12 protein-coding genes are annotated in these 11,816 nt (G+C 72.6%); 1 reads left to right on the top strand and 11 read right to left on the bottom strand.

Going from position 1 to position 11,816, the window contains the following annotated elements; genetic code table 11:
• Positions 1 to 27: 27 nt before the first annotated feature.
• From BLT23_RS41995 to fabG, 11 genes are read right to left on the bottom strand one after another with little or no spacing between them, the layout of a single operon-like run.
• Positions 28 to 876: an ester cyclase gene (locus BLT23_RS41995; RefSeq protein ID WP_090045436.1), complete on the bottom strand. Its 849-nt coding sequence runs from the start codon at positions 874 to 876 to the stop codon at positions 28 to 30.
• Positions 867 to 1,310, bottom strand: a complete 444-nt coding sequence (locus BLT23_RS03365; protein ID WP_090045434.1) for a holo-ACP synthase — start codon at positions 1,308 to 1,310, stop codon at positions 867 to 869. Before BLT23_RS03365 ends, BLT23_RS41995 begins: the two co-directional genes overlap by 10 nt.
• A complete protein-coding gene (locus tag BLT23_RS03360) occupies positions 1,307 to 2,221 on the bottom strand; it encodes an ACP S-malonyltransferase (RefSeq protein WP_090045432.1) in 915 nt (304 codons plus the stop codon). The genes BLT23_RS03365 and BLT23_RS03360 overlap by 4 nt, the downstream gene beginning before the upstream one ends.
• A 20-nt stretch (positions 2,222 to 2,241) precedes the next feature.
• Entirely contained in the window at positions 2,242 to 3,123 is an 882-nt protein-coding gene (locus BLT23_RS03355) for an alpha/beta fold hydrolase (protein ID WP_090045430.1), read from the bottom strand.
• Positions 3,120 to 4,370, bottom strand: a complete 1,251-nt coding sequence (locus BLT23_RS03350) for an FAD-dependent oxidoreductase (protein ID WP_090045428.1) — start codon at positions 4,368 to 4,370, stop codon at positions 3,120 to 3,122. Before BLT23_RS03350 ends, BLT23_RS03355 begins: the two co-directional genes overlap by 4 nt.
• Positions 4,367 to 5,095 carry a nitroreductase family protein gene (locus tag BLT23_RS03345; protein ID WP_090045426.1) on the bottom strand — a complete coding sequence of 243 codons (729 nt, stop codon included), beginning with the start codon at positions 5,093 to 5,095 and terminating at the stop codon, positions 4,367 to 4,369. The genes BLT23_RS03350 and BLT23_RS03345 overlap by 4 nt, the downstream gene beginning before the upstream one ends.
• Positions 5,092 to 7,350 carry a beta-ketoacyl-[acyl-carrier-protein] synthase family protein gene (locus BLT23_RS03340; RefSeq protein ID WP_090045424.1) on the bottom strand — a complete coding sequence of 753 codons (2,259 nt, stop codon included), beginning with the start codon at positions 7,348 to 7,350 and terminating at the stop codon, positions 5,092 to 5,094. Before BLT23_RS03340 ends, BLT23_RS03345 begins: the two co-directional genes overlap by 4 nt.
• 46 nt (positions 7,351 to 7,396) lie before the next feature.
• Positions 7,397 to 8,470 carry an aminomethyl transferase family protein gene (locus BLT23_RS03335; RefSeq protein WP_090045422.1) on the bottom strand — a complete coding sequence of 358 codons (1,074 nt, stop codon included), beginning with the start codon at positions 8,468 to 8,470 and terminating at the stop codon, positions 7,397 to 7,399.
• A gap of 7 nt (positions 8,471 to 8,477) precedes the next feature.
• The gene (fabZ, locus tag BLT23_RS03330) at positions 8,478 to 8,957 is read right to left on the bottom strand and encodes a 3-hydroxyacyl-ACP dehydratase FabZ (protein WP_090045420.1); all 480 of its coding nucleotides are present in this window, start codon (positions 8,955 to 8,957) and stop codon (positions 8,478 to 8,480) included.
• Positions 8,954 to 9,259: an acyl carrier protein gene (locus tag BLT23_RS03325; RefSeq protein WP_090045418.1), complete on the bottom strand. Its 306-nt coding sequence runs from the start codon at positions 9,257 to 9,259 to the stop codon at positions 8,954 to 8,956. The genes fabZ and BLT23_RS03325 overlap by 4 nt, the downstream gene beginning before the upstream one ends.
• 46 nt (positions 9,260 to 9,305) lie before the next feature.
• The gene (gene fabG, locus BLT23_RS03320) at positions 9,306 to 10,052 is read right to left on the bottom strand and encodes a 3-oxoacyl-ACP reductase FabG (protein ID WP_090045416.1); all 747 of its coding nucleotides are present in this window, start codon (positions 10,050 to 10,052) and stop codon (positions 9,306 to 9,308) included.
• A 143-nt stretch (positions 10,053 to 10,195) separates the two neighbouring features.
• On the opposite strand from fabG, the gene BLT23_RS03315 reads away from it, so the two are divergent.
• The gene (locus BLT23_RS03315) at positions 10,196 to 11,806 is read left to right on the top strand and encodes an FAD-dependent monooxygenase (RefSeq protein ID WP_090045415.1); all 1,611 of its coding nucleotides are present in this window, start codon (positions 10,196 to 10,198) and stop codon (positions 11,804 to 11,806) included.
• Positions 11,807 to 11,816: the final 10 nt, after the last annotated feature.

Genomic DNA, 11,816 nt, shown 5'->3' with positions numbered 1-11,816 from the left:
GCTCCTGGCATCGTCGGAACGGAGAGTTCAGAACAGGGGGTCGGGGGTCGGGGTGGTGCCGCACGCGCAGGTCTTGCCCACGCCCGCGTCGACCATCTCCTCGCAGTCGGGGCAGCGCAGGTGGAAGCTCTCCCGCTCCAGCACCCACACGCTGGTGTACGCGCCGGTGCACAGGCCGCCGCGGAAGAACTTCCGCAGGGACCGCTGGTGCGGCCGGGCGTGCACGGCGCGGACCGACTCGGGGCGGTCGAAGGCGCTGATCGTGTACTTGCGCGAGCCGATCTCGAACGTGCCCACGCCGAGGAACCCCTTCGAGGCGCGCAGCGACTTGACCACCTCGGTGCTGAGCAGGTCGACCTCCGCGCCCTCCACGTCGTCGCGGAAGTCCAGGTAGGTGAACGTCAGCACGCGCGGGTAGTCGGTCCTGCCCGCCGAGGTGCGCGCGCTGATGCCGTACTCCTGCACCTCGTCGTGGCTCAGGAGGAACCTCGCCGTGTGGTCGAGCGACGAGGCCAGCGCGACCCGGTCGAAGTGGCGGCGCACGCGCACCCCACCGTCCACAACGGACAACACGTCCACGCCGTCGGCCCTCGCCACCCCGCCCGTGCCCGGAATCCCGAGGTAGGGGGCGCGATGCGTGCCCGTCAGGGTCCAGGTGAGCACAGCGGTGCCGTCCGCGCCCACGGCCGGCGCGAAGTCCAGCACCAGGTCCGGGAACCGGGTCAGCACGGCCTCGACGTGCGCGACGAGGTCCGCGCCCGCCACCGGCTCCGGGGTGTCCGGGTCGGCGAAGTCCGCCACCAAGTCCGCGATGGCGGTGGCGTCGCGCTCGCGCCAGGCCGCGGCCCACCGCGCGGCGGTCTCGATCAGGTCCATGCGGTCACCGCTTCCAGGTCGTGGTCCTCGGCCAGCCGGGCCGCGGTCAGCGCCACCGCGAACGCGAGGTCGGCGGTGTGGCTGACGGAGACCCGGACTCGGGTGCCCGGCTCCTCCCTGCCGTCCAGCGGGCCGGTCAGGCGCACCCCCGGCGGGTGGCCGTGCAGGCAGGCCGCCGTGCGGCCGCAGAGAGGCGCGGGCAGGGGCAGCACCTCCACCGCCCCCAGGTGCTCGGCGGTCACGGGCTCGTCCAGCAGGCGCAGCACGGCGTACTTGGCCGCGAGCCTGCCCGCCCAGTGCTGAAGGGTGCGGCCCGCGCCGGAACGCAGCCGTTCCTGGCGGGAGAACACGACCTCCAGCGGCATCGGCTCGACCAGCTGCCACGGCGCGGTCAGCTCGCCGAAGGCGACCGCGGCGCTGCCCCACCGGGTCATGCCGCGGGCTCCGGGCGGCGCAGCCTGCGCAGGGCGGCGGGGTCGGCCATGCTGAGGCAGCTCGTGCCGACGCCGCGGAACAGCCCGGCGAGCGTCTTGCTGTCACCGGCCTCGACCAGGGTCTCGGCCTCGGCGAGCACGCGCATCGTCGCCGTCCACCGCACCCGCTCCGTGAGCTGGGTGATCAGCGCGTCCACGATGGTCGGCAGGTCCGTGGTGGGCTCGGCGGTCACGTTGGGAACCACCGGGACGCGCGGCGAGCGCATCGGTGTCGCGCGCACCGCCTCGGCCCAGCCGTCGAGCGCGCCCGCCATCAGCGGCGAGTGGAACGCGTTGCTCACCTTGAGCGGCACCACCTTGCGGGCACCGGCGGCTCCGGCCAGCTCGACGAGCCGTGCGACGGCGGCGGTCGCGCCGGAGACCACGGTGTGGTCCGGCGCGTTCTCCAGGCCGACCACCAGCGGCTCACCCGGACGGGCCGCCTCGGCCGCCAGCTCCTCCACCCGCTGCGGCGGCAGCCCCAGCACGGCCGTCATGCCACCGGTGTCGGGCAGGCCCGCCATCAGCCGGGCGCGGACGGCGACCAGCCGCAACGCGGTGTCGGCGTCGAACACGCCCGCCGCGCACAGCGCGCTGATCTCACCGACGCTGTGCCCGGCGACGACGTCCGGTTCCACGCCGCGGTCCCGCAGGACCGCCAGCGCGGCGAGGTTGCACGCCGTCACGGCGGGCTGCGCGTGCAGAGTGTCGACGAGCTTGTCCAGCGGCCCGCGGGCGCACAGCTCCGACACCGGTTCGGGCAGCAGCTCGTCGGCGCGCGCGACCACCGCCGCGCCCACCGGGTCGCGGCGCAGCCAGCCGCCCATGCCGATCCGGACCGTTCCCTGGCCGGGGAACACGAAGCCGATCACCTGCGCACCTCCAGTCCTCGTCAGAGCCGGCGCCGCCGGGTCGGCACCGCCGCGGCCTTCTCGGTGCCCAGGAAGCCCAGCAGCAGCTTGGTGACGATCTCCGGCTGGTCCAGCGGGATCCAGTGGCTGGCGTCCTCGACGCGCTCGTAGCGCCACGAGCCCTTCACGAACTTCACCGAGCCCGTCATGCCCTCTTCGAGCAGCGCCTTGTCCCCGGTGGACCAGATGCCGAGGGTGGGCGCGAGCACGGGCGGGAAGTTGGCCTCCACGCGGAGCTCCGACTCGGGCGAGCGGTTGGCGCGGTACCAGTTCAGCGCCGCGGTGAGCGCGCCCGGCTTGGCCAGCTCGCGCGGGTAGCGCTGGTGGTCGCCCTCGCCGCCCATGATCTCCTTGAACAGCCGCCACCCGTTGCGCCGCAACAGCTGCTCGCTCACGCCGGGGAACTGGTAGAAGAGCATGTACCAGCTGGCCTTGCGCTGCTCGATCGACGGCGTGCTGAACACGCCGGGGTGACCGACGGACAGCACGGCGAGGTGGTCGACGCGGCGCGGCATCAGGAACGCGTACATCCACGCGATGGCGGCACCCCAGTCGTGGCCCACGATGTGCGCCTTGGGGATGCCGAGGTGCTGCGTCAGCGCCACGACGTCGTTGACGATCGTGCGCATGTCGTACGCCTCGACCTCCTGCGGCTTGCCGGACTCGCCGAAGCCGCGCAGGTCGGGCGCGATGACGCGGAAGCCCGCCTCCACCAAGGGGTCGATCTGGTGCCGCCACAGGTAGTGCGAGTCGGGGAAGCCGTGCAGCAGCACGACCGGGTCGCCCTCCCCCTTGTCCACGTAGGCGATGTCGATGCCGTTGACGTGTGCCGACCCGGTCAGCAGGGTGTCCTTGACGCTCATGCCCTCTCCCTGAACAGCCTCTCGGCGAAGAACTCGCTGAACCCGAAATCCGGTACGTCCTCCGGCGGGACCATGTTGAGCAGGCCGGTCACCGACGCGGCGAAGTTCTCGGCCATCAGCCCGCGCGCCCGGCGCCGCCGCTCGGCCGCGGCGGGCCCGTACTCGCAGTACAGCTTGGCGATGATGTCCGCGCCGAAGTGCAGCCGGTCCATCCGGAACTTCCGCTCGGCCAGGTAGCCCTCGAACGCGCCGGGCGACCAGTCGTCGCCACCGGTCAGCACCTCGCACACGGCGCGGGTGTCGCGCAGGCTGCACGACAGGCCGGTGCCGAGCACGGTGTCGGCGTTGCCCGCCTCGTCCCCGACGAGCACCACGCCGTCCATGACGATCGGCTGCTCGGGGAACATCGCCACCGACGGCCACAGCTTGAGCGGCCCGATCGGCTTCGCGGCGCTATAGACGGCCTTGCCGCGGTCGGGCAGGGACGCCAGCTCGAAGTCCGCGATGAACCGCTTCTCGCCCTCCGGGCCCTGGTACAGCTTCCGGTTGGCGGTCGGGAAGTTGATGTAGAGCCGGGCGTTGCCGTCGCCCTGCGGGAACACCATGAACATCTTCTCGTCCTCGGTGCCCATCGCCTGCACGTCCATCGGCCAGTCGTCCAGGCCGGTGACCCGCAGCCCGCCACCCCAGTGGTGCACCGAGGTCGCCATGGACACGCCGACCTGACGGCCGACCGTGCAGCCGCGGCCGGTGGCGCCGATGACGAGGCGCGGCCTGGCCAGGTGTTCCTGTCCGGCGTGGGTCCAGCGGACCTCCGGATGAGTTCCGGCGGTGACGTGGGCCCGTTGCGCGCCCATGACCACGGTCGCGCCGTTGTCCTCGGCCTGTTCGGCCATCAGCGCGCAGACCTCGTGGTGCGGGAACGACATGGGGCCGCCGACACCGGGCACGAACCGCGTCATGTCGACGGTCTCCGCCTCGGCCGGGTCGACCGTCTCGTCCCACTGCGTCCACTCGCGGATCTCCCAGGCGCCGCCGAGACCGAACGCCTCCTCGACGCCCAGCGTCTGCGCCTCGCGCAGGCCCCACGGCGCGATCCACTCGCCGCGCACGATGTCCTGGTAGGTCTCCTGCTTCTCCAGCAGGACCACGGACAGCCCGTTGAAGGCGAGGTTGGCCGCGGCGGACGCGCCCGCGATACCGCCGCCCACCACGACGACGTCGACTCCGGTGTGCTCGACGGTCATGCCTGCCACCTCTCCCAGGACGTGCGCTCCTTGGCCGGAACCCGTTTGGCCGGGCGGAAATCCGTGCCGATCGTGTAGGCGACCGGTACCAGGCAGACCTGGGTGACACCGGCGGGAATGCCGAGCAGCTCGCCCACCTGCCGCTCGAAGGGCAGGTGCATGCACGTGATCGTGCTGCCGAGCCCCCGGCTGCGCAGGGCCAGCTGGAACGACCAGACCGCGGGGAAGATCGAGCCGTAGAAGTTGCTGGCCCGCATCGCCCCGATCCGCACGCCCTCCTGCCAGGTGCCGAGGTTGCGGGTGCCGGTCGAGCCGAGCCACTCGGCGTCGATCGCGCTGATGTCCGGCGGCCGGCCGAGCACGCACGGGATCACCAGCGCGGGCACCTTGGCGATGGTCTCGGCCAGCGCGGCGGCGGAGGCGTTGTTCTTCCTGGCCTGCGGGCTGTTGCGGCGACGTCCCGACCGGGTCCACACCTCTTTCTGGTGGAACTGCCAGGAGATGTCGAACAGCCCGGCCAGCTGGTCCTTCACCGCCTGCTCGGTGATCACGACCCAGCGCCAGTTCTGCTGGTCGTTCGCGGTCGGCGCCTGGACGGCGATCTCCAGCGCCTCCTCGATGACCGCGCGCGGCACCGGCCGGTCGAGGTCGAGCCGGCGGCGCACCGACCGGGTGGTGGTGAGCAGCCGGTCGGTCTCCAGCACGTCGAAGGGCGGGCCGGTCATACCGCCCCCAGCAGGGTTCCTCCGCGCACCGAGCCGGGCGCGGCGCTGAGCACGAGGGCCTTGGCGGGCGTGGCCGGCAGCTCGGGCTTGGTGACGTAGGACTCGACCGTGCCCGCACGGGGGCTGTCCAGCCCGGTGATGGCCGGTGCGACGCCGTCGCGCAACGCCAGCGCGGCGAGCGCCAGGTTCAGCGCGCCGGTCGCCGCGCCCGCGTCACCGGTCAGGCCCGCGGTGGCGGTGAGCCGGGCGGACGGGACGGTGTCGAGCACCGCGCCCGCCTCCGCCTCGTCGGTCGCGCCGCCGGTGGCCGCACCGACCACCAGGTCCACGCCCTCGGTGGGCAGCCCGGCGAGGGCGCGCTCCACCAGGGACCGCTCGTCGTCCGCTCCCCCGCTCGCGTGGGCGCTGCCCAGCACTCGCGCGTACGGGGTCGCTCCCCTGGCGGCGGCGTGCGCGGCGGACTCGACGACCAGGGCCACCGAGGCGGACGCGGGCGCCTCACCCGAGTTGCGGTCGTAGGGGTCCACCCGCGTGCTGTCGGCGGAGCTCGGCGCCTCGTCGGCGGCGACCACGATCACCACGTCCGCCTTGCCGGACCGGATGGTCTCCACCGCGCAGTCCAGCGCGATGGACGCCGACGCGTTGCCGTTGCAGATGGTCGTGGTCGGGCCGCGCAGGCCCAGGGTCTGGCAGACCGCGCCGCCGGTGGCGTTGAGCACCACGTTGGAGAAGCTCAGCACGGCGGGCTTGTTCGGGTTCGCCAGCACGCTCTCGTCGAACCCGTCGGTGCTCTCCACCGAGCCGGCCGCGGTGGCGAAGATGACGCCCACGTTGTCCAGCGCGGCGCGGGGCAGCTTCAGCCCGGCGTCCTCCCAGGCCAGCCGGGAGGCGGCGATCGCCATGCGGGACAGGTTGTTCATGTGCCGCCACAACGAGCGCGGCGCGAACGTGCGGCCCTCCAGGGACGGTTCCGCGCCGACCGCGGTGCGGCCGTTGGCGACCGCCTCCGCGACCTCGGCGATGCCGGTGCCCAGGCCGGTGACCGGGCCGAGGCCGGTGACGACGACCTCGGCGGCGGGCAGCTCGTCGTACTCGCGCGGGCCGCCGGGGCGGCGCAGCACGAGCGAGGCGTTGTTGCCGCCGAACGCGTAGTTGTTGGACACCACCACGTCCATGGGCAGCGGACGCGCGACGTTCGGCACGAAGTCCAAAGTGGACGTCGCGATGGCCTCGTCGCTGAACCCGATGGTGGGCGGCGCGGTCGCGGTGCGCAGCGCCAGCACGCTGGCCACCGCCTCGACCGCGCCCGCCGCGCCCAGCGTGTGCCCGATGAAGCTCTTGATGCTGCTGGTCGGCACCTTCGACGCCCGCTCGCCGAACACGGCGCGCATGACCTTCTTCTCCATGGCGTCGTTGGCGGGCGTGCCGGTGCCGTGCCCGTTGACGTAGTCCACGGCGTCGGGTTCCAGACCGGCGTCGGCCAGCGCCCGGCGCATGGCCGTGGTGCCGCCGCGGCCGGTCGGGTCCGGCGCGGTGGCGTGGTAGGCGTCGGCGGACAGGCCGTAGCCCGCGACCTCCGCCAGCGGCTCCGCACCCCTGGCCAGCGCGTGGTCCAGCGCCTCCACGACCAGGAAGGCCGCGCCCTCACCCAGGTTCAGGCCGTCCGAGCGGCTGTAGGGGCCGCACGGGCGGGCGCTGAGGGCCTGCAGGCCCGCGAACCCCGCGTAGGTGCCGAACAGCAGCGGGTCGACGCCACCGGCGAGCACCACGTCCGCTTCCCCGGTGAGGATCTTGTCCTTGGCCAGGCCGACCGCGTTGCCGCCCGCCGCGCACGCGGTCGAGACCAGGATGCGCGGACCGGTCATGCCCAGCTTCCCGGCGACGACGTCACCGGTGGCGTGCATGGGCTGGTAGCCGCCGGACGCGGTCGGGGTGGCCTGGCACTTGCCGAGGACCAGCCCGAACCGCTCGCCCGGTACGTCCGTCAGCCCGGCGTGGGCGACCGCCTGCCGGGCGGCGACGAGGGCGAGCCGGGCCGTGCGGTCCAGCCCGGTGTCCTCGGCCGGCAGCTGCGCGTCGACCCACTCGTCGGGCACCTGGCCCGCGAACCTGGCCTCGAACGCGGCGAACCGTTCGTCCTCCACGGCGGTGATGCCGCCCGCGCCCGCGGTGAGCCGCGCCCAGAACTCCTCCGGGTCCCTGCCCACCGCGCAGATCACCCCGACACCGGTGATGACCACTGGCCGCAGCGCCATGCTTGCTCCTCCTCGCGAACCACGGGCGACGGCCCGGGTGACCAGATCAGATGATCGGGGTGCTCCAGCTCTTGGGCGTGACGTACGGGCTGGTCAGCGTGACGACCTCGGTGTCGCCGACGGTGACCGTGAGCCCGGCGGCGGCCAGGTCCGGCGGCAGCCGCAGCAGGCCGAGGGAGGACTTCAGCCCGATGCTGTGCACGGCGTGGACGACCTCGCCGATCTTCTCCCCGCCCACGGTGACCGGCGTGCCCGGCGCGGGCACCTCGGCGCCACCGGAGAAGCCGACGGTGCGGCGCTCGGCCGTGCCCTCGAAGGCGGCGACCACGGCGTCACGTCCGACGAACTCGTCCTTGGTGATGTCCACGAGCCAGCCCGCGCCCATCTCCAGCACGTCCACGCCCTCGCCCGCCTCGTGGCGCACGACCGGCTGCCGCACCTCCAGCATCGCCAGCTCGACGGCGTCCTGGCCGGCGGGCACGGCGTGCTCCAGCGCCTTGGTCCACAGCCGCTCGGCCGACTCGCGCGGCACCAGCACCTTGTACCCGTACTCGCCCGTCACACCGGTGCGTCCGAAGAGGACGTCCACGCCGTCCCACTGGCTGTCCACGATGGACTCGAACGGCAGCGAGGCCAGCTCACCGTCGATCAGCCGGCCGACCACGCCCCACGCGTACGGGCCCTCCAGGCCGAAGAGCGCGTACTCGGCGGTGCGGTCGGTGATCTCCACGCCGGGCTCGGCGTGCGCGCGCAGGTGCTCCAGCAGCCGGGTGCCCGCGCCGGTGGAGGACTCCAGCAGCAGGCTGTCCTCCCGGCCCCACACCACGACCTGGTCCACGACGGTGCCGTCCTCGGCGAGCACCAGGCTCGTCATGCAGCGCTCGGCGGTCAGGTACTCCACGTCGCGCGCCAGCACCTTCTGCGCGAAGTCGACGGCGGCGCCGCCGGACAGCTCGACGATCCGCTCGCCGGACAGGTCGAGCAGCGCGGCCCGCTCCCGGATCGCCTCGTACTCGGCGTCGAGCGTGCTGAACCGGAGCGCGACCTCGGCGTCCAGGACGGTGCCGTACACGGCGCCCTCGGGGTGCACGGCCTTCACCGGCGACGTCAGGGGTTCCATTGTCGTGTCAAACCTTTCCGGTAGGGCTGGTGGCTGCCGGGTCCGCGATGGTGATGGTGCCCTCGGCGGCGATCTGACCGTCGACCCTGGCGCTCACCTTGAACTCGCTGAAGCCCCGGCCTCCCGCCGTGCGGTCGGCGGTGAGGACGAGCTGGTCGCCCGGCACGATGGGACGGCGGAACCGCATGGACCGCACACCCGCCAGGTAGCCGATCGGACCCGCGCCGGCGAGGGCGAACACCACGCCGGCCAGCTGGGCCATCGCCTCGACGACGATCACGCCCGGAAGCACGGCCGTGCCAGGGAAGTGGCCCTGGAACCACATCTCCGTGGCCGCGACGTTCTTGATCCCGACCGCACCGGCACCGGGGGTGACCTTCTCGACCCGGTCGATCAGCAGGAAGGGCCACCGGTGCGGCAGCACCTCCCGGAGCTGGTCGTTGGTCAGCGACGTCACGGTCTGCACGGGCTCCCGGGTCGCCGTCATGCCGACCCGGTCTGCGCCTGCTCGGCCAGTGCCGGGTTCACGTGGTCGGCCAGGCGCGACACCGAGCCGAACACCGACATGTCGCTGTCGTAGAGGGCGACGCCGAACTCGGCCTCGATCGCCACGTACAGCTCCAGCACGTCGAGGCTGTCGAGCTCCAGGCCGCGGCCGAACAGCGGCTGGTCGTCGGTGATCCACGCGGGCTCGATCGGCAGGTCGAGCCGCGAGACGATCATCTTCTTGATCTGGGTGCACGTCTCGTGCCGGGCGGCCGCCGTGGCGCGCAGTTCGTCGAGGGTCACGCTTGTCCTTCCGTCCGCTGGGTTCTGCGGCTCGCTGTCCGGGGGATCAGCCGAGCCCGCCGCCGTTGACGACGAACGTCTCGCTGGTGATGTAGGACGCCTTGTCCGAAGCCAGGAACGTGACCAGGTTCGCGATCTCCTCCGGCCGGCCCATGCGGCCGAGCCGGATGCGCGAGGAGTAGCCGTCGCGCAGCTTCGCGGGGATGACCTTGGTCATGTCGGTCTCGACGAACCCCGGCGCCACCACGTTGACGCGCACGCCGTGCGGAGCGGCCTCGTAGGACAGCGCCTTGGTGAACGCGATGATCGCGCCCTTGGAGGCGACGTAGTTCGTCTGGCCGGGGAAACCGCCGTCCAGGCCGCTCGCGGAGCTGAGGGTCACGATCGCGCCGCGCCGCTGGTGCTGCATGATGCGCATCGCCTCGCGGCAGGCCAGGAACGTCCCGTGCACGTTGATGTCCATGGTCTCGCGGAACAGGGCGCTGCTCATCGCGACCAGGTGCCGGTCGCGCGTCACGCCCGCGCTGGTGACCAGCACGTCGAGCCTGCCGTGCTCGGAGCGCACGGAGCGGAACAGCTCGCGCACCGCGTCCTCGTCGGTCACGTCGGCCCGCACCGCGCTCGCGCTGCCGCCGTTCTGCTCGACCTGCGCGACCAGTTCCTTGGCGTGCTCCTCCGAGCGCGAGTAGTTGACCACGACGTGCACGCCGTGGGCCGCCAGGTCGAGCACCACGGCCCGCCCGATGCCGCGCGATCCGCCGGTGACCACGGCGACCGATCCTTCGGCGAACATGGCGCCTCCCCACGTTGTCCAAGGCTTGCCCGCTGTGCACGCCGTCGTTCGGCGCAAACGCTACTGACCAGCGACTTCAGTGCTATATCACTTCGATATCCGCCTTCTTGACGGTCTCGCGGCGGTGTCGCAGGCTCCTGCTCATGGCTGACTTCGAGGTCGACGTCCTGATCGTGGGTGGTGGCCCCGTCGGCCTCGCCGCGTCCATCGAGTGCTCCCGGCACGGCTTGACGTCGCTGCTGGTGGAGCGGCACCAGGGGACGTCGATCTTCCCCAAGGCGCGGCTGGTGTCCACGCGCACGATGGAGCTGGTGCGGGCGTGGGGACTGGCGGAGGAGGTCGAGCTGGCCGGCCTGCCGCGCGAGGACAGCCTGGCCGTCGGTGTCGGCTCCTCGCTGACCGCGGACGACTTCCACCGCGAGGTCGCGCCGCTCGCCGAGGACGCGCCGCAAAGTCCCACGTACACCTACATCTGCGCGCAGGACAAGTTCGAGGTGGTGCTGCGGGGTCTCGCCGAGCGCTCCCCCGGCTCGGACGTCAGGTTCGCCACCACCCTCACCTCCCTGGAGCAGGACGAGTCCGGTGTGGACGGTGTGATCGAGTCCGCGTCCGGACGCGCCACCGTTCGTGCCCGCTACGCCATCGCGGCCGACGGCGGGCGCAGCACCGTGCGCGACCGGCTCGGTATCGGCGTCGAGGGGCCGCCACCGCTGGGGCACATGATCAGCATCATGTTCGACGCGGACCTGGTGCCACTGCTGACGGACCGGATGTGCGCGCTGTACTTCATCCGCAGCGCGATCCCGTGCGCGGTGGAGGCGGTGGACAACCAGCGGCGCTGGATCATCCAGACCGGCTACGACCCCGCGGAGGGCGGCAGCGAGGCCGACTTCACGCCCGAGTTCTGCGTGCAGGTGGTGCGCGAGGCCGCCGGTGTGCCGGATCTGGACGTCGAGCTGGTCGGCGTGATGCCGTGGCTGCAACAGGCGGTGACCGCGACGCGCTTCCGCTCGGGCCGGGTGTTCCTGGCGGGCGACTCGGCGCACGTGTCGACGCCGCAGGGCGGGTTCGGGATGAACTGCGGCATCCAGGACGCGCACAACCTGGTGTGGAAGCTGGCGGCGGTGCTGTCGGGCACTGCGGGTGAAGCCCTGCTCGACACCTACGACGCCGAGCGCCACCCGATCGGCGAGCGCACCGTCGGCGAGAGCCTGGCGAACGCCTTCATCACGTTCCAGATGATGGAGGGCCAGCTGTCCATGAAGGAAGCCATCACGCAGCAGGCAGGCCGGCGCAGCTGCGAGGGCCTGGTCCTCGGCTTCCACTACGACTCCGCCGCTGTCGTGCCGGACGGCACCGAGGCACCCGCGGTCGAGGACCCCTACCGGACGTACGTCGCGACCGCGCGACCAGGTCACCGCGCGCCGCACGTGCCACTGACCAGGGGTGCGGAAAGTCTGTCCACATTGGACCTGTTCGGCGCGGGGCTCACGCTGCTCACCCCGGCGGGCAGCGGGTGGGCGCAGGCGGCGAAGGAGGTCGGCTCCCGGACCGGCGTGGCGATCACGGCGGCCGAGGTGTCGGCAGACGGCTCGACGGACCTGGTGTCACCGGACTGGGCCTCGGTCTACGGCGTGGGCGAGACGGGCGCGGTGCTGGTGCGGCCGGACGGTCACGTGGCCTGGCGCAGCACGGCTTCCGCGTCGGCGGACGCGCTGTCGGCGGCGGTCGACGCGGTGCTCGCGCGTGGTTGACCGGCCGGAG

The organism is Lentzea fradiae (assembly GCF_900100955.1).
Taxonomy (GTDB): domain Bacteria; phylum Actinomycetota; class Actinomycetes; order Mycobacteriales; family Pseudonocardiaceae; genus Lentzea; species Lentzea fradiae.
This window is presented reverse-complemented; position numbering and strand designations above follow the sequence as displayed.